The 19,263-nt window shown below is 72.0% G+C and carries 9 protein-coding genes and 2 pseudogenes; all 11 read left to right on the forward strand.

Annotated features, from left to right (window positions below; genetic code table 11):
• Positions 1–116: 116 nt before the first annotated feature.
• Positions 117–3,017: an SNF2-related protein gene (locus ACWEBX_RS31535; protein ID WP_451888199.1), complete on the forward strand. Its 2,901-nt coding sequence runs from the start codon at positions 117–119 to the stop codon at positions 3,015–3,017.
• 26 nt (positions 3,018–3,043) lie between these two features.
• Positions 3,044–5,356, forward strand: a complete 2,313-nt coding sequence (locus ACWEBX_RS31540) for an SWIM zinc finger family protein (protein ID WP_451888192.1) — start codon at positions 3,044–3,046, stop codon at positions 5,354–5,356.
• Between the two features lie 238 nt (positions 5,357–5,594).
• A complete protein-coding gene (locus ACWEBX_RS31545; protein ID WP_451888193.1) occupies positions 5,595–6,818 on the forward strand; it encodes an MFS transporter in 1,224 nt (407 codons plus the stop codon).
• Between the two features lie 960 nt (positions 6,819–7,778).
• Positions 7,779–11,807, forward strand: coding sequence for an amino acid adenylation domain-containing protein (locus tag ACWEBX_RS31550; protein ID WP_451888194.1), 4,029 nt, complete (start codon positions 7,779–7,781; stop codon positions 11,805–11,807).
• Positions 11,808–11,866: 59 nt separating this feature from the next.
• Positions 11,867–12,475, forward strand: coding sequence for a serine O-acetyltransferase EpsC (gene epsC / locus ACWEBX_RS31555; RefSeq protein ID WP_451888195.1), 609 nt, complete (start codon positions 11,867–11,869; stop codon positions 12,473–12,475).
• Positions 12,476–12,523: 48 nt separating this feature from the next.
• Positions 12,524–13,426 (forward strand): annotated as a pseudogene (locus ACWEBX_RS31560) (ATP-grasp domain-containing protein); the annotation flags it as partial.
• A gap of 57 nt (positions 13,427–13,483) precedes the next feature.
• Positions 13,484–14,782, forward strand: coding sequence for a pyridoxal-phosphate dependent enzyme (locus ACWEBX_RS31565; protein WP_451888200.1), 1,299 nt, complete (start codon positions 13,484–13,486; stop codon positions 14,780–14,782).
• Positions 14,779–16,053, forward strand: coding sequence for an ATP-grasp domain-containing protein (locus tag ACWEBX_RS31570; RefSeq protein WP_451888196.1), 1,275 nt, complete (start codon positions 14,779–14,781; stop codon positions 16,051–16,053). The genes ACWEBX_RS31565 and ACWEBX_RS31570 overlap by 4 nt, the downstream gene beginning before the upstream one ends.
• An 81-nt stretch (positions 16,054–16,134) precedes the next feature.
• Positions 16,135–17,391: an ATP-grasp domain-containing protein gene (locus ACWEBX_RS31575; RefSeq protein ID WP_451888197.1), complete on the forward strand. Its 1,257-nt coding sequence runs from the start codon at positions 16,135–16,137 to the stop codon at positions 17,389–17,391.
• Between the two features lie 8 nt (positions 17,392–17,399).
• Positions 17,400–18,665 carry an MFS transporter gene (locus tag ACWEBX_RS31580; RefSeq protein WP_451888198.1) on the forward strand — a complete coding sequence of 422 codons (1,266 nt, stop codon included), beginning with the start codon at positions 17,400–17,402 and terminating at the stop codon, positions 18,663–18,665.
• 312 nt (positions 18,666–18,977) lie between these two features.
• Positions 18,978–19,133: pseudogene (locus ACWEBX_RS31585) on the forward strand (cupin domain-containing protein); the annotation flags it as partial.
• Positions 19,134–19,263: the final 130 nt, after the last annotated feature.

A 19,263-nucleotide genomic window follows, 5' to 3' on the forward strand; every position in this document is an offset into this window, starting at 1 on the left:
CGCCCACCACCGAGACCTACACCCAACCTCACCCCCTCTTCCCCCACCCGCCGCTCTTCCGTTCGGGCCCTCCCGCGGGGGCGCCCGCGGCTGGGCCACCCACCGCCCCCCGGGCGGTGGCCCGGCCGCGCGAGCGCGCGCGGCCGTCGGCCGGCCGGCCGCCCTCCCCGCGGCTCGCCGCCGTCTTCCTGCCCGCACCGCTGCCCCGCGAGGGCCGCGTCGCGTTCTGGGACCCGCAGGGGGAACCCCCGCCCGCCGAGGACGACGGGGACGGCCCGCGGCCCGGGGATCACCCCGGCGGGGCCACCGCACCCGGCACACAGTCGTCCGCGCCCGAGCACACCGAACTGACGGTCGTACGACCGCACGGCTCGGGCGTCCGCAGGAGCACCGTCCCCGCGGTGACCCTCTCGGTCGCCGAAGCCCTCCCCCTGCTGGCGGGGGCCCGGCGCGACCCCGCGGCCCACCCCGCCACCGTCTGCTGGGGCGCCGCCGCGCTCCACGCGCTGCGCCTCGTCGCCCGCGGACGCCTGCTGCCGGGGCTCACCCCCGACGGCTTCGACGCCTGGCGCGCGGGCCCCCTGGACCCGGAGGACATCGCCCACCTGAGGTCGGTCGCCGAGGCCCTTCCGTACGAGGGGCACGCCGTCCCCCTGCCCGGCGGGGGACCGGTGCGGCTGCCCGAGCCGGAAGCCCTGGTGCGGTCCTTCCTGGACGCGGTCGCCGACACCCTGCCCCGCACCCCCGCCGCGCCCCACACCTCCGGCAGGCCCTTCGCGGCCCGCGAGCCGCAGCGGCTGACCGGCGCCCACGACTGGGCCGCCGAGGTCGCCGCCGGCATGGACGCGGGCGTACGGATCTCGCTGCGGCTCGACCTGTCCGCCCACCAGCTCTTCGACGACGGAGAGGGAGCTCGGCGCGCGGGCGCCGCCGTCGTCCAGGTGCACAGCCTCGCCGACCCCACGCTCGTCGTGGACGCGGCCGCCCTGTGGGCGGGGGACGCCGACACGGTGTTCGGGCCCCGCGCCCGCGTCGACGCCGCCCTCGCCGTCCGGCGCGCCGCCCGGGTCTGGCCACCCCTCGACCGCCTGTCCGAACAGGACGTACCGGACGTGCTCGCCCTCTCCGAGGAAGAGCTGTCGGATCTGCTCGGCGTCGTCGCGACCCGGCTCGGTGCCGCCGGTGTCGCCGTGCACTGGCCCCGGGACCTGGCGCACGACCTGAGCGCCGCCGCGGTCGTGCGCCCCGCGCCCGGCTCGGCGACGGACGGGACGGGATTCTTCGAGAGCGAGGAACTCCTCCAGTTCCGCTGGCAGTTGGCCCTCGGCGGGGATCCGCTCAGCGAGGCCGAGATGGACGCCCTCGCCGAGGCCCACCGGCCCGTCGTCCGGCTGCGCGACCAGTGGGTCCTGGTCGACCCCGCGCTCGTCCGCAAGGCCCGCAAGCGCGAACTGGGCCTGCTCGACCCGGTGGACGCCCTGTCCGTCGCGCTCACCGGAACCGCCGAGGTCGACGGCGAGACCGTCGAGGCGGTGCCGGTCGGAGCCCTCGCCACCCTGCGCGACCGCCTCACCGCGGGCGTGACCCCCGTCGAACCCCCACCCGGCCTGGACGCCCGTCTGCGGGACTACCAACTCCGCGGCCTCGCCTGGCTCGACCTCATGACCTCCCTCGGGCTCGGCGGCTGCCTCGCCGACGACATGGGTCTCGGCAAGACCGTCACCCTCATCGCGCTCCACCTGAAGCGGGCCCGCAGCGAACCGACGCTGGTGGTCTGCCCCGCCTCGCTCCTCGGCAACTGGCAGCGGGAGATCAACCGTTTCGCGCCCGGCGTCCCCGTGCGCCGGTTCCACGGCCCCGACCGCACCCTGGACGGTCTCGACGGCGGCTTCGTGCTCACCACGTACGGCACGATGCGGTCGGCCGCCGCCCACCTCGCCGACCGGCGCTGGGGCATGGTCGTCGCGGACGAGGCGCAGCACGTCAAGAACCCCTACTCGGCGACGGCGAAGGCCCTGCGCACGATCCCGGCCCCCGCGCGCGTCGCGCTCACCGGCACACCCGTCGAGAACAACCTCTCCGAACTGTGGGCCCTGCTGGACTGGACGACCCCGGGGCTGCTCGGCCCCCTCAAGTCCTTCCGCGCCCGGCACGCGCGCGCCGTGGAGAACGGCGAGGACGAGGAGGCGGTGGCCCGGCTGGCCCGGCTGATCCGCCCGTTCCTGCTCCGCCGCAAGAAGTCCGACCCCGGCATCGTCCCCGAACTCCCGCCGAAGACGGAGACGGACCACCCCGTCCCCCTCACCCGCGAACAGGCCTCTCTGTACGAGGCGGTGGTCCGCGAATCCCTGCTGGCGATCGAGACCACCGACGGCATCGCCCGCCGGGGACTCGTCCTCAAACTGCTGACCTCCCTCAAGCAGATCTGCGACCATCCGGCCCTGTTCCTGAAGGAGGACGCGCGGGAGGCCGCGCGGGGGACCTCCCCCCGCTCCGGCAAACTGGCCCTGCTCGACGAACTGTTGGACACCCTGCTCGCCGAGGACGGCTCGGCACTCGTCTTCACGCAGTACGTCGGCATGGCCCGCCTCATCACGGCCCATCTGACCGCCCGCGCCGTCCCGGTCGAGCTCCTGCACGGCGGTACGCCGGTCGTCGATCGCGAACACATGGTGGACCGCTTCCAGAGCGGGGCGACCCCCGTCCTGGTGCTGTCCCTCAAGGCGGCCGGCACCGGTCTGAACCTCACGCGCGCGGGCCATGTCGTCCACTTCGACCGCTGGTGGAACCCCGCGGTCGAGGAGCAGGCCACCGACCGCGCCTACCGCATCGGCCAGACCCAGCCCGTCCAGGTGCACCGGCTCATCACCGAGGGCACGGTGGAGGACCGCATCGCCGAGATGCTCGAAGCGAAGAGGGCCCTCGCCGACGCGATCCTGGGCTCCGGCGAGGCGTCCCTGACGGAGCTCACCGACCGCGAGCTGTCCGACCTCGTCTCGCTCCGGAGGCCGTCATGAGCGGGACCGGGGGAGAGGAGCCCCGCGTGCCCGAGACCGGAGCCGTGCCCGAGACCTGCGCCGGTGAACCGGCCGACGGCGCCGATCCGCAAAGTCCCGTCACGGAGGAACGCCCCGCCGACGCCGCCCGCCGGGCACTACGCGCCGCCCGGAGGGCCGCGGCCGCCGACGATCACGAGGGTGAGGGCGCGGGTGCGGCAACCGGTGGGAGTGCCAGCGGGCGTGCCGAGCGGGAGCCGGTGACCGGTGACCGGGAGTCCCTGTCCGCGGCCCCTTCCGCCGCGTCCGGTGTGCCCGAGCCGCCGCCGAGGGCATCCGCGCCGGCGGTGAGGCCGAGCGACGCGGCCCGCGAGGCCCTGCGACGGGCGACGGCGACGGAGTCGGCCACGACGGATCGTTCGGGAGCGGAGGCCGGGGGAGGCGCGCGCCCCGGTGACATCGCCCGTGAGGCATTGCGCGCCGCGCGGGACGAGGCACGGCGGCTCCGGTCCGAAGAGGCGGACGGCGGCGACGAGCGGTCGACGGAGGGCAGGAGCGACGGAGCCGGACCGAGGCGTCGGGCCGACAGGACGTCCCCGGCCGGAGCCGGTGGAAGACGGAGTCCCGCGCGCCCCGTGACGACGGACCGGGTGTCCCAGCAGCGCCGCCTCCGGGGCCTGCTCGCGGACGCCTTCCGGTTGCCCCCCGACGTGGCCGCCGAGACGGGGCAGCCGTCGCGTCCCGACGCGGACACCGACGCCGATGAGACGACCCGAGACCGAAACTCCGGCCGACCCGCACGCACCCCCTACGTCGGCCACGACGAACGCCCCGAGCAATCCGAGCAATCGGACTACCTCGAGGAATCCGAGTGTCCCGAGCAATCCCATCGCCCCGATGACCCCGATCACCCCGAGGATTCCACGGACCTCGTGCCCGAGCGGGAGACATCGGACTCCGAGCCCTTCACGGTCGGCTCTCTCGTCCCGGAACTCTTCACCCCTCGGGCAGGGGCCGAGTCCGCGGAGGCCCCTGAGCCCGCTCGGTCCATCGGCGACCAGGTCACCCCCGCCCCCGCCGGGCGGCACTCTCGTTCCATGGCGTCCCCGGGTCGCGACGGTGAGCTGCGGCGGACCTTCCCCGCCTTCCCCGCTCGGGTCCAGGGGGAGGGAGGGTTCGCCGAGACCTGGTGGGGCGACGCCTGGGTCACGGCACTGGAGGAAGGGGCGCTGGACGCGGCGCGGCTGGCACGCGGGCGGACGTACGCCGGGCACGGCCACGTCGACGCCGTCACGGTCACACCGGGCCTGGTGCTCGCCTATGTGCACGGCAGCCGGCCGCGTCCGTACCGCGTCCAGGTCAGGGTGCGGACGCTGACCGACGACGACTGGGACCGTTTTCTCGATGCCGCGGCCGAGCGGCCCGGACACATCGCGGCGCTGCTCGACAAGGAGATGCCCAGGTCGCTCGCGGACTGCGGTGTCGAGCTGCTTCCGGGCCCCGGCGAACTCGAACCGCACTGCAGTTGCCCCGACTTCGGACACCCCTGCAAACACGCGGCCGCACTCTGCTACCAGACGGCACGGCTGCTGGACCAGGACCCGTTCGTCCTGTTCCTGCTGCGTGGCCGCGGCGAGCGCGAGCTGCTCGACGGGCTGTCCCGCCGCAACGCCACGCGCGCGGCCCGCGCCGCCCAGGAACGGGAACCGGCACAGCCGGCCGGCGTACGCGCCCGTGACGTCCTCGCCCGACGCGTACTGCCGCCCCTTCCCGCTCGGCTGCCGCCGCTCGCGCATCCGGGGCAGCCGCCGGCCTACCCGGGAGCACCGGGCGGCCCGGACGCCTTCGCGCTGGACCAGCTGGCCACGGACGCGGCCGCCCGCGCGCACGCGCTGCTCACCTCGGGCCGCGACCCGGTCGCGGAACTGACGCTCTGGCAGGACGCGGTGCGCGTCGCCGCGGCCCGCCCCGGATCGGGGCTCACGGCCGCGACCCGCACCCTCTACTCCTCGCTCGCGGCCGCTACCGGCCGTACCCCGATCGAGCTGGCCCGGGCGGTCGCCGCCTGGCGGCAGGGCGGGTTCGACGCGCTCGCCGTACTCGAAGAGCCCTGGGACCCCCCGGCGGGCCGGTTCGACCGGGCCCGGCCGCTGCTGATGGCCGCCGACTTCCCGGCCTTCCGCCCCCGCCGCAACAACCTCACCCACCCGAACGGCCACGCCCAGCTCCGCCTCGGCCGCAACGGCCTGTGGTACGCGTACGAGTCCGAGCCGGGCCGTGACGACTGGTGGCCCCGCGGCACCCCGGACCTCGACCCGGTCGGCGCCCTGACAGGCCTCGGCGCACCGGGCGAGCTCTGACACCGACCGGTTCGCCGTACGGTGCCCGGCTCCCGGCGGCGAAGCCCGAACGGCCACGGCTCTCGCGCCGGGCGGGGTACCTTCTGCACGTGTCCGAGGAGATGCCGCACGGCTTCCGAGATCCGTACCAGCACGTCGTGTCCCGCCCCGGCCGGAACGAGCCGACCGGCCACGGACCGGCCCGAGGACCGGTGTCACCGATGATCCTCGGCCGGGTCATGGACACCGCACGGCCACGATGACCGCCCCCGCCGATGCGTCCGCCGCGTCGACGGACCGCCGTCCGTCCCTGTCTCCCCGGCAGCGACGGGCAGCGGTCGGCGGCACCCTGATCGCCGCGTTCGGGGGGTTCGCGAGTTTCAACGTGCTGCTCTCGGCAATGCCGGCGTACGCGGTGCGCTCCGGAGCGGGGCCCTCGGGCGCCGGAGCGCTGACCGCCGTCCTGATGACAGCCACCCTGGGCGTTCAGCCCTTCACCCCGATGCTCTTCGCCCGGCTCGGACGACGCCTCTCCCTCGCGCTGAGCGGTGCGCTGCTCGCGCTGCCCTGCCTGGCCCTGCCGGCCGTCTCGTCATTCAGCGCGCTGACCGGCCTCGCGGTCGTACGAGGGCTGGGCTTCGGCATCTTCGTCGTGGCCGGCGTCACCTTCATCGCGGAGCTGTTTCCGTCCGGGGAACGGGGGCGGGCCATCGGCTGGTACGGCGCCGTCGTCGGCGTCGCCGGCGTCCTGGGGGCGCCCGCGGGCATCGCACTGGCCCGGCAGGAGGCGTACGCGCTCACCTTCGCCCTCGCGGCGGGCGCCGCGGCGCTGGTCCTGGTCGGCTCCCTCGGCCTTCCACGGGGTGCGGCTCCCGACCGCCCGGCCGGACCCCGGGCCGGCCGGGCACGGACCGTGCGCGGAACAGCGATGTCCCTGCGCCCCATGGCCGGCCTCCTGGTGGTGGAGATCGCCTCCACCACGGCCTACGGCGTCGTCTTCACCTTCCTGCCGCTGACCACCTCGGCCGCGCCCGAGGCGTTGTTCGCCGCGCAGGCGTCCACCGTGCTCTTCCGGCTCGTCGCCGGCTGGTTCATCGACCGGCACGGCGGCGGACGGGTACTGGCACCCGCGGTGGTGACCACCGTGCTCGGCACGGCCGCGGGCGCGGCCTCCCATCAGCAGGCCCTGCTGCTGGCCGGCGCCGTCCTGTTCGGAGCGGGCTTCGGCGCCACCCAGAGCGCCACCCTGGTGCTGATCATGCGGGCGGCCGGCGACACGCCCGCCGGTCTGGCGTCGGCCGGAGTCGCCTGGAACATCGCCTTCGACGCCGGCACGGGTGCCGGCTCGCTCGTCGGCGGGCCCCTGCTCTCCCTCGGCGGGCCGTCCGCTCTCTTCCCGGTGACGGCGGCCGTCCTGGCCGCGTGTCTTCTCGTGGAGCGGTGGCGAGCGCGCCCGCCCCGGCCCGATGACGCGGGGACATGAACGAGCTGTTCCCGGTGCTCTCTATTGCAGCTCCATGAACTCCTCCGGATGTCCCCGGATGCGCCGGTCGGCCGCCGCCGCGCGATCGGCGCGACCGGGCGTTCACTACAGCAGACGCACGAGCGTGCTCGTATCACCCTGGGGTGCCCGGCCCGTCGGCTCGTCGTCGCCCGCCGTGAGCCGGGCGCGGGGACGCTCTCCGGTGTCGGTTCTCTGTGCAGAGAGCGAAAACGGAATCACTCCAGCCATTTTTCGGCCGAAGTCGGCTTCCCGCACTCGCCGCCCCGGAGATTATCCGAAAGCACGTCCTTCTCTTTGCATCCAGTAACTCTCCGGGTTTTCGGATCTGGCTGAAGACGGAGGGATGCAAGCGGGCCAAAAGGGGTGACGGGGTCGGTTTTCGATGCTTCGCCCCGGCCATGTCCATCGTGTACGTTCCGATTGCCCGCCGAGAAGGACTGACCGGTTCTGGTCGGCGCGGCATCGTCGGGAGAAGGCCGGACCGGCCGGATCGGTCCGGTGACTCGCGCCGTGCCGAAAGGCGTGGCCGCTCGACGACGGAGCACCTACGGGGAAGGGGGAGGCGTGAACGGCATGAACGCGCGACTCTCCGCGCGAGTGCGGAATGCGTGCCGTCGATGTACCGGGACGGCCTGAGCGCCGGCGGGAGACCGTACATTCGCGGGAAATCCGTGAGCCGGCCTGCTGGACAGCGGCCGTTCACGTGGACGTCGCGCGCATCCGGCCAGGAACACCTTCAGTGAATTCCGCCACGGGTCGCGCTCTGCCCTGTCCGCACTTTTCAGGGGTGACGCGGTAACAGGAGGCGGCCGTGTCCGGGGCCTCGGAAATCGGCCATGTCGGCACGAAGTCCAACGTCGTTGCGCCCGAATTGACGAATTCTAGGTTCGAAGGATGATGGCGAAAAAAACGCGGCCTCAGGAATTGTCTCTGCCGGACATGCTACGCGCGTCCACACGTATCCAGCCCGACCGGACCGCCGTCTCCTGCGGCTCGGAGCGGCTGACGTTTCAGCAGCTCAGTGACCGAAGTGAGGAATTGGCCGGCCATCTGCGGCACCTCGGCGTGACGAGGGACGACCAGATCGGCGTCTTCATGGAGCCGTCCGTCGGTCTCGTGGTGAGTGTCTGGGGTGTCCTGCACGCGGGCGCCGCCTACCTGCCGCTGTCACCGGAGTACCCGGACGAGCGCGTGCGCTACATGATCGAGAACTCGGCCGCCGGCGTCATCCTGGCCGACGAGTCCCTGGTGTCCCGGCTGGCCGCGATGGCGCCACCGAGGACGAAGATCGTCACCCTCGCCGACGCGCGAACCTTACGGACGTCCGGGCCCGGGGTGCCGGCCGCGGGGGCGACCGCCCCCGATCGTCCGCGAGCGGACGATCTCGCCTATGTCATCTACACGTCGGGGAGCACGGGCAACCCGAAGGGCATCGGCATCGAGCACCACAGCATCGTCAGCCAGATGCGCTGGCTCGCCGACGAGCAGGGTCTGGACCGGAGCCGGAAGGTACTGCAGAAGACGCCGCTCAGTTTCGACGCGGCTCAGTGGGAGATTCTCGCGCCGGCCTGCGGCAGCGGCGTGGTGATGAGCGAACCGGGCGTGTACGCCGACCCGGGCGGGCTCATCGACCTGATCGTGGCGCACGAGGTGACCACCCTCCAGGGGGTGCCGACCCTGCTGCGGGCGCTCGTCGACACAGGACGGCTGTCCGCGTGCACCTCGCTCACCCAGGTGTTCAGCGGTGGTGAGGCGCTCACCAAGAGTCTGGCGGTCGAACTCCTCGACGCCCTGCCTGACTGCGAGCTGGTCAACCTCTACGGCCCGAGCGAGTGCACCATCAACGCGTCGGCCCACAAGGTCGACCGGGCGGCCGTCCAGCACGGTCCGGACCACATCTCCATCGGCCGTCCGGTGCGGGACCTGACTTTCCACATCCTCGACCCCGCCCGGCAGCCCGTCGGGCGCGGGGAATCCGGTGAACTCCACGTCGCGGGCCGGCAGCTCGCCCGCGGATATCTGAACCGCCCCGATCTGACCGCCGAAAGGTTCCTGCCCAACCCGTTCTCCACTGACCCCCTGTCCGACCGCCTCTACCGCACCGGGGATCTGGCACGACGGAACGACGACGGCACCCTGCAGTTCCTCGGCCGCGTCGACAGCCAGGTGAAACTGCGGGGCTTCCGGGTCGAGTTGGACGAGATCAAGGTGGCCGTCGAGGCACATGAGTGGGTCAGGCGCGCCGCCGTCCTGGTCCGCGACGATCCGCGGCACGGTGCCAACCTCATCGCGTTCATCGAACTGGACGCCGAACAGGCAGCGTTGATGGACCAGGGCAACCACGGAGCCCATCACCAGTCGAAGCGGAGCAAGCTGCAACTGCGGGCTCAGCTCTCCGACCCGGGAGTCCGTCGGGATTCCGGTCTCCCGACCGTCGATCTTCCGGGACGCGAGCCCTCGGTCCGGCAGCGGAGTGCGGTGTTCGCCCGCAAGACCTACCGGTTCTTCGAAGGCGGTGAGGTCACCCGGGCGGACATCCTCGACCTGCTCGCCCCCCGGCAGGAGTGGCCGGAGCGGCCCGTGACACCCCGGCGCCCGGACGCGTTGACACTGACCGAACTCGGCGCCCTGCTCCGCTGGTTCGGCCAGTTCACCAGCGACGAAAGGCTGCTGCCCAAATACGGATACGCCTCGCCCGGCGCGCTCTACGCCACCCAGCTCTATCTGGAGCTCTCCGGTATCGCGGGTCTCGAACCGGGCTTTCACTACTACAACCCGGTCACGCATCGACTCTCGTCGATCGCTCCGGCCCCGGCGGGCGAGCCGAGAATGCGGGTTCACCTCATCGGGAGCAGGTCGGCCATCGAGCCGGTGTACCGCAACAACATCCGTGAAGTCCTGCAGTTCGAGGCCGGGCACATCGCCGGCCTGTTCGACCAGGTGTTACCCGAGTACGGCCTGCGGATCGGCACCCGCGCGGGAGGAGCGGCGGTCACGGAGGTCCTGCGGTGCCCGGCCGAGGACCTCCACCTGGCCACGTACGAGGTGGAGCCGGCCACCGCCCCGGCCGTCACGGGACCGGTGGACACCTATGTGCAGGCTCATCCCGGCCGTGTCGTAGGACTGAGGGGCAGTCAGTACCGGTACGTGCAAGGCGACTTGCTGCCGGTGTCCGACGAACTGGTGCGCAAGCGGCACGTCATCGCCATCAACCAGGAGGTCTACGAGCGCTCCGGGTTCGGGATCAGCCTGATCGGCAGATCGCCCGAACCCTGGCAGCGCTACGTCGACCTCGGCCGGGAGCTCCAGCGCCTCCAGATGAACGACATCGGGCTGGGACTGATGTCGTCCGGCTACAGCTCGGAGACCGGAAACGACCTGCCCTCGGCCCGGCGCATCGCGGCCATCGCGGGCCTCGGACCGGATACGGCCTCCTATTTCGCCCTCGGAGGCCGCGTCAGCGAGGAACAGCGGGCCGCCGAGGGCATGAAAGAGGATTCCGTCCACACGCGCGGACCGGCCGAGATCGTCAAGGACAACCTCACCGCCTCCCTGCCCCCCTACATGGTGCCCAACAGGGTCACCGTGCTGGACTCCTTCCCCCTGACCGTCAACGGGAAGATCGATCACCAGACCCTGCGGGCCATGGACGAGGCCGCCATGGAGGACACCGACGCGCCGGTCGTCCCGCCGCGTACCCCCACCGAGCAGGCGATCGGCGCCCTGTGGAGCGCGGTGCTGCGGCAGGAGAGAGTCTCGATCCGGGACAACTTCTTCGCCGCCGGAGGCCACTCGCTGACAGCGGTCAACCTGGTCGGCCGGATCAACGGGGCGCTGGGCAGTTCCCTGCCCCTCCAGGTGCTGTTCGACTCCCCGACCATCGCCGAGCTGGCCCGACGGGTCGACCGTGAGCCCACGACCACCTTGTCGAGAATGGTGCGACTGCGCGGCGGGGACGGCCCCCGGCCCGTCTTCTGCTGGCCCGGACTCGGCGGCTACCCGATGAGCCTGCGGCTCCTGGCCGGCAGGCTGGAACAGGACAGGCCGTTCCTCGGCGTCCAGGCCCAGGGCATCAACGCGGGTGAGACCGCCTATCCGACGTTCGACGAGACGGTCGTCAGGGACATCGAACTCATCCGGCGCGTTCAGCCGGCCGGTCCGTACACGCTGTGGGGCTACTCCTTCGGCGCCCGGCTCGCGTTCGAGGCGGCCTACCGACTGGAGCGTGCGGGCGAACAGGTCGAGGACGTGATCCTCATCGCGCCGGGGAAGCCACCGGTGGAAGCCCGTGAAGGGACGCCCACGGACACCGCGGCCGACTTCACCGATCCCACCTTCGTCTCGATCCTCTACTCGGTGTTCGCCGGAAACCTCGAACAGCTCTCGGTCGACGCGTGTCTGGCCGCGACGCGGGACGAGGAGTCGTTCATCGAGTTCGTCTGCGGTCGATTCACCTATCTGGAAAGGGAGTTGGTGCGCCGGATCGTCCATGTGGTGCGCCGGACGTTCTCTTTCGAGTACGCGCCGCACGAACGGGCCGAGCGCAGTGTCGCGGCGCCGGTCACCGTGTTCACCGCCCGGGGCGACCAGGACTCCTTCCTCGAAGGCGGCCATGCGCTGACGAGGACGCCCCCCAGGATCAACCGCCTGGAGGCCGACCACTACGGGCTCCTCCGCGCCGACGGCATGGACGAACTCGTCACCGCCCTCCAGTCCGCACGACTCACCAGAAAGGTCATCGGCGTGCCTCACGTGAACATCAAGCATTTCCCGAACAACCTCGAGGACCACCAGATCTCGGCCCTCGTCGAAGCGATCACCAGCGCGGTCCGGACCGCCTTCTCGGTCGACGAGGGCGCCGTGTCGATCGCCCTCGAACCGGTGGCCCAGGACGTGTGGAACGAGCGGGTGTACGTCCCGGAGATAACCGGGGGCACCGGCAAGCTGATCAAGATCCCGAACTACTGAGCCCGGCCGCCACGATCGAGAGGCCACGGGGAACCAGGCCATGACACTCGGAGGACCGCATGCGTAGGACGATGGCCAGGGCGAGGGAAGACCTGGCCGTGATCGTCGCGCGAGACCCGTCGATCCGCACCCGTGCGGAGGCGCTGCTGCACCCCGCGCTCCCCGCGCTGTGGACCCACCGGCTGGCGCATGCCCTGTACATCCGTGGACACCGTCAGATCGCGCGCGTCCTGGCCTACGTGGCCCGCGCGGTGACCGGCGGCATCGAGATCCATCCGGGTGCGCGCCTCGGCCGCCGTGTGTTCATCGACCACGGGGCCGCCGTGGTGGTCGGCGAGACCGCCGAGATCGGTGACGACGTGACGCTCTACCACCAGGTCACGCTCGGCGCGGTCGGCTGGTGGCGGGACGGCCGACGCGAACCCGGGACCCGTCGCCACCCCGTCGTCGGCGACCGGGCGGTGCTCGGCACCAACGCCATCGTGCTCGGCCCGGTCACCGTCGGCGCCGACGCGCTGGTCGGGGCCGGTTCGCTCGTGCTGACCGACGTGCCGGCCGGCGCCCGCGTGATGGCTCCCCCGGCCGAGATCGTGGTCCGGCCCTCCGCGGAGGACCGCGAGGACGCCGGCCGGCTGCTGCGCGCCCTCGCCACCCCCGGGTGCTGGTGACGGCCAGCCCGTCCCCGTCCGTCGTATCCCAGCCGACCGTGTGTCGGCATGCCATCGGAGGCATACGTGATTCATGTCGGAGTTCTGGAGAGCAACCTCTCCGGTTCCGGCTTCGAGGGCCTGCAGATCATCAAGGAACTCGACTGCCGTGTCACCTTCTTCACCCGCGACCTCGACCGCTATCTCGAAGTGCCCGGCGGCCCCGCCTACTTCGACGACTACGTCGACGAGATCGTCCACTGCGAGACGAACATCCTCGATGAACTCCTGCCGCATGTGCACGCGGCCGGAGCCGAGCACCCCTTCGACGCGTTCCTGACCCTGGCCGAGTACGACGTGGTCGTGGCCGCCGAGGTGGCGGTCCTGCTCGGCCTTCCCACCGTCAGCGTCGACGGGGTCGCGGTGGCACGCAACAAGGCGCTGATGCGCAGGCGTTGTGCCGAACGCGGAGTGCCGATGCCGGCCTTCCGTACGGTCCGGACCCCCGCCGAGGCCGAGTCGGCCGCGGCCGAGATCGGCCTGCCCGTCGTGGTGAAGCCGGCCGACGAGACCAGCAGCGCCGACGTCCGGCTGGTGGAGAGCGCGGGACAGGCCGCCGAGCACGTCCGGCTGATCCGTACGAGGGTGGAGAACACCCGGGGTCAGAGCCGCTACCACGAGCTGATGGTCGAGGAGTACGTGAGCGGCCCCGAGGTCAGTGTGGAGGTCCTGGCCGAGGGCGACCGGTATGAGGTGTTCGGGGTGACCGACAAGTCGGTCGGCGGTCTCGGCTACTTCGTCGAGCTGGGCCACAGTTTCCCCTCCAGCCTGCCCGATCCGGTCGTCCGCGCCTGCTCCGACCTGGCCGTGGACGCGCTGCGCGCGGTCGGGTTCGACCTGGGCATGGCCCATGTCGAGATCAAGGTGACCCCCTCCGGGCCCCAGCTCATCGAGATCAACCCGCGCCCGGCGGGCGGCAAGATCACCTACCTGGTCGACCGCGCCCTCGGCATCCGCTCGCTGGAGCTGGTGGCCAGGCAGTACCTCGGCCAGCCGCTGCCGGCCCGGGTTCTGCCGGAACAGCCCGTCGCCGGGACGGCCATCCGCTATCTGACCGCCCGGCCCGGCCGGGTCGTGTCCCTCGGCGGTCGGGAGCGGGCCGCCGCGCTGCCCGGTGTGGAGGAGGTCGTCCTCAAGGTGAAGCCCGGCGACGAGGTGCGGGAGCTGCGCCGCAACGGGGACCGCGTCGGTCATGTGCTGGTGGTGGCCGAGACCGCCCAGCTCGCCGCGCGGACCGCGGAGGCCGCCGCCAAGGAGATCGGCGTCCGCACCGAGCCGGTCGCCCGGCGCCCGGTCGCGGACTCGCTCGTCGAACTGATCGGCGGCACGCCCCTGTTGAGGCTGCCGCTGGACCGGATCCTGGACGGCGTACCCGGCGACACCACCGTGCTGGCGAAGCTGGAGCTGTTCAACCCGTGGTCCAGCAGCAAGGACCGGGCCGCGCTGTCGATGCTGCGCGGTGCCGAGCGGCGCGGACAGCTCGCCCCGGGCGACGGCACCGTGATCGAGGCGACCTCCGGCAACACCGGTATCTCCCTGGCCGCGCTGGCGGCGGCCCGCGGCTACCGCTGCGTCATCGTGCTGCCGGACAACGCGACCCAGGAACGCGTCTCCATCCTGCTGTCGCTCGGTGCCGAGGTGGTGCGGACACCGCACACCGGTGGCTACCAGGCCGCGGTCGACAGGGCCGAGGAGATCCACCTGGCGACCCCCGGATCGTGGTTCTGCCGTCAGCACGACAACCCGGACAACACCCGGGCCCACTACGAGTCGACCGGCCCGGAGATCTGGTCCGACACCGAGGGACGGATCGACGTCTTCGTCAGCGGGGTCGGCACCGGCGGCACGCTCAGCGGCGCGGGCCGCTACCTCCGCGAGCGGCACCCCGCCGTCCGCATCGTGGCGGTGGAACCGGCCGGCTCACCGCTGTTGTCCGGCGGTGAGCCCGGCACCCACGGCATCCCGGGGTTCAACGGCGGCTTCGTCGCGCCGACCACGGAACGGGAACTCATCGACGAGGTGATCGCCGTCTCCGACTCCGACGCGCTGGACACCACCCGGCGGCTCGCCCGGCGCGCGGGCCTCATGGTCGGTGTCTCGGCCGGGGCGGTGGTTCACGCCTCCGGAGTCGTGGCCGCCCGTCCGGAGTACCGGGGCAAGCGCGTCGTGACCCTGCTGCCCGACACGGGCGAGCGGTATCTGAGCCTACTGGGCCGCGCGGCCGAACCCGCGACGGCCGGGGCCGCGGGCGGCGGCGGTGCCCGATGACAGCCCGCCGGCCCCCGGGCGAACGGCCCCGCCTGCTGATGGTGATGCCGTACCGGCAGTTCGTACGGAAGGCACAGGCGGCGGGGTTCTGGGTCGGTGCGATCTGGGACCCGCGCCTGGAGTCGCCGGAGTACCTCGACGACGTACGCGAACTGGCGGATCTGTACGTGACAGCCGACTTCCGCGACGAGGACGGGCTGCGCGACACCATCCGCACGGTCGCACGGGAGCACGACGCGTCGCTGATCTATCACCTGGGCCGGGAGGAGACCATGGTCAGCGCCTACGAGGTGGCCGAGGAACTGCGTGCCGAGCTCAATCCGGCCGCGGCGATCCGCGTTCTCGCCGACAAGCACGCGATGCGCGAACTGCTGGCGGAGCGCGGGCTGTCCCCGGTGGCCTTCGAGTCCGCGCCGACCCGCCGCGAGGTGCCGGACGCGGTCCGGCGGATCGGATTCCCCGCCGTGGTCAAACCGGCCGCGCTGGCCGGCAGCCGAGGCGTCTTCCTGTGGCGGGAACCGGCCGACCGGGCGCCCTGGACGGCACTCCTCGACCAGTACGGCTACGACGGCCCGTTCCTCGTCGAGGAATACCTGCGCGGTCCCGAGTACAGCGTGGAGACGCTCAGCCAGGACGGCCGCCACCACGTCGTGGGCGTCACCGAGAAACTGCTCGGTCCGCCGCCGCTGTTCGTGGAGGTGGGGCACGTCCACCCGGCGCCGCTGCCCCAGGACCGCCGCCGGGCCGTCGAGGACCTGACCGAGGAGTTCCTCACGGCCTGCGGATACCGGTTCGGCCCCGCGCACACCGAGGTGATCTGGACGCCGAAGGGCCCGCGGATCGTCGAGTCGCAGGCCCGGCTCGGCGGTGACCGCATACCGAGACTCATCGAGCTGGCCACCGGACTGGACGTCGAACAGGCCGTCTTCGCCGCCCTGAAGGGCACACCCGTCGAACCACCGACGGCGACGGCGACGGCGACCGTGCGGTTCTTCACCTTCCCGCCCGGCCATGTCGACGAGATCCGCGGTCTCGAAACGGTCGGCGGACTCGGCCACGTCGACGAGCTGAGCATCCGTCTGAACTCCGGGGACACCGTGCCGGAGGTCCGCGACTCCAAGAGCAGACACGGGCACGTCATCGTCTCCGGCGCCACTCCCGAGGAGGCGCGGGCCCGCTGCGCGGAGGCCCTCGCCGCCATCGAGGCCGTCATCGACGGAACGCCCACCCGGGCCGACGGCCGGACCGGGGTCCTCGGAACACCCGTCTGAGCGCCACCGGCCGTCCATCCCCCCACCCAGGAAGAAAGGCAGTCCCATGCAGTGGTCCGTCCCATCAACCAGGAGGTCACCGTGACGACCCCCGACACGGACGCCCAGGTGCTGTTCGTCGGCTACAACGCGGCCTACCTGCGCGCGATCGACGGGAGGATCCCCAGCGGATCCGTCGTGGTGATCGAGGAGCCCGACATCATCCGCAAGCGGGAACTGCGGGACGCCGCGGCGGGTTTCGACTGCCTGGACCGGATCGTTCCGGCGAGCTACCAGCAGTCCGCCGAAGCACTCGACCTGGCGGTCGACCTCTCGGCCGCGCGGCCGGTGGCCGCCGTCGTCCCGGGGCTGGAGTACGCGGTGCCGGCCGCGGCGGCGCTGGCCGCCAAGCTCGGCCTGCCGGGAGCCGGGGAGAGAGCCGCGCAGGCACTGCGGGACAAGATCCGGCTGCGCGAGGCGGCGGCCGCCGGCGGTGTCCGCAACCCGCGCTGGCGGGAGGTGCACGGACCCGAGGACATCCTCGACTTCGCCGGTGACGGGCCGGTGGTGGTCAAGCCGGCGAACCGGCAGGCGAGCGTCGGCGTGCAGGTGCTGGACTCGGTCGACGCCACCACCGCGGCCGAGGCCTGGGAGCGGACCTCGTCGGCCGCCGAGTACGAGCAGGTGCCCGACCGGCCGCTGGACTGGCGGTTCCTGGCCGAGGAACGGCTGGAAGGCCCCGAGTTCAGTGTCGAGGCGCTGGTACGGGAGGGCGAGATCGTCTTCGAGAACATCACCGCGAAGACGGTGATCCCGGGACCGTATCCGGTCGAACTCGGCCATCTGCTGCCCGCACCGCTCGACCAGGAGACGCGGACCGCGTTCGGGACGGCCCTGAGGGCGCTGGTCGCCGCCGTCGGATTCGGGACCGGGATCCTGCACGCCGAGTGGATCCTCACGGAGTCCGGCCCGACGCTGGTCGAGTGCGCCGGCCGCTGCCCCGGCGACTATCTGATCGACCTCATCGACCTGGCCTACGACACCGGGATCAGGCTGACCCTCATCGACCTGCTGGCCGGTCGCCCCGTCGAGCTGCCCCGGTCCTCGCGACGGAACTCGTCGATCCGCTTCCTCGCCGCGGAGCCGGGCACCGTGACCGAGGTCACCGGAGAGGACACCGCGAAGGCGCTGCCCGGCGTACGGGCCGTGGAGGTGGACGTCGCGGCGGGCCAGGAGGTACGGCCCTGGGCGTCCTCCTGGGACCGTGCCGGGCACGTCATCGCCACCGGGCCGGACGCGGACACCACCCGCCGGCACGTCCTGGACGCCGTCGCCGCCGTCCGTATCGCAACCGAGTGAGGGATCACATGACTGCTCTGTGGCAGCGCGTCCGCGGACTGCGCGGATCCATGCCCGGCGGCCCGGTGGGAACACGGCTGGCGGTGATGGCGATGATCGACGCGGTGGGGACCGGCGCCTTCCTGGCCGTGTCCGTACCGTTCATCACCAGGGCGGTCCACCTGTCCGAACGCGACCTCGGCTTCGGCCTGGGCCTGTCCGCCGCCATCGCCCTGGGCACGGCGATCCCGATCGGGATCCTGGCCGACCGCATCGGCCCGAAGAAGGTCCTCGTCGGGGTGAGCCTGTGGCGCGCCGCCTGCTTCGTGGTGTACCCCTTCGTCCAGAACCTGTGGCAGTTCCTGACCGTGGTGTGCCTGCTCGGCCTCGTCGACAAGGCGGCGGCACCGATGGAGCAGGCCCTGGTCGGGCAGACGGTGCCGACCACGGAACGGGTCAAGGTCGTCGCGATCCTCCGGTCGATGCGCAATGTCGGCTTCACCGTCGGCGCCCTGCTGGGCGGGGTCGGGCTGCTGATCGGCACCCGCGCCGGTTACACCGTGATCCTGTTGCTCAACGCCGCCTCGTTCGCGGTGCTCGCGACCCTGGCGTCCCGGCTGCCGCTGCTCAACGCACCTACGGCGAACCTTCGCCGGAGGTTCTCGGTCGCTGTGCTGCGCGACGGATCGTTCCTCTCGTTCGCCGGGATCAACGCGATCCTCACCATGCACATGACTCTGCTGAGCATCGGCATACCGCTGTGGATCGTGGGGCACACCGACGTCTCGGCCGCGCTGATCTCCCCGCTTGTCGCGGTCAACACCGTGCTCGCGGTGCTCCTGCAGGTGCGGGCGAGCCGGGGGACCGACGACATCCCGGGTGCGGCACGGGCCCTGGTACGCGCCGGCGTCTCCCTCGCGGCCTGCTGTCTGCTGCTCGTCACGGCACCGAGGCTGCCGGTCGTGCTCGCTGTCGGCGCGCTGCTGCTGGCCATGATCGCGCTGACGGGAGGCGAGTTGTGGCAGTCCGCCGGGGGCTGGGGAGGCTCGTATCTGCTCGCGGCACCCGGCCAGGAAGGCGTCTACCTCTCGGTCTTCTGGCTCGGTGTGGCGGTGCAGCAGATCGCGGCACCGATCCTGGTGAGCCTGATCGTCACGGTCGGCGCCGCGGGATGGGTCGCACTGGCCGCGCTGTTCGCCGCGAGCGGCCTCGCGGCTCCCGCGATCGGCCGGTGGGCGCAGACACAGGCGGCGAAACGGCCGCAGCAGGATCCGAGTCTCGCCGAGGCCACCTGACCCTCCGCGCGCAGGCCCACCCGGTGGACGGGGCGGTCGTACGAGCCGCTCGCACGGGCCGGTGTTCCGCAACACCTGCATCGACAACACCTGTATCGACAACACCTGTATCGACAATACCCAGGGAGAGAAATGTCTGTTCCGCTGTATGTGCCGCCGGGCGGGGGAGAGTTCGTCGACATCCGGGACACGAAAAGGACGTACCTGAAGCTCACCACGCCGGATTCCGAGGGGGAGTTCGGATTCTTCGAGCATCACATGGCTCCCGAAGCCAAGGGCGCCAGTCCGCATGTGCACAAGCAGTCCACGGAGATGTTCTACGTGGTGCGCGGTGAGATCGAGTTCACCATCGGCGACCGGAAGGTGGTGGGCGAACCGGGCGCGTTCGCCTATATACCCAAGGGCGAGCCGCACGGTTTCACGAACCGGGGGAAGGAGGACGCCACCCTGCTGATCATGTTCTATCCGATCTACGACCGCGAGGACTACTTCCGCGGTCTGGGTGACCTCGCAGAAGAGCCTGGAGTTCACCGTGAGCACCGCTCCCGGGGCCCCGGTGGACCTGCTCACCGACGACTCCCGGCTGCGGCAGGTACTG

The organism is Streptomyces sp. NPDC005070 (assembly GCF_053600395.1).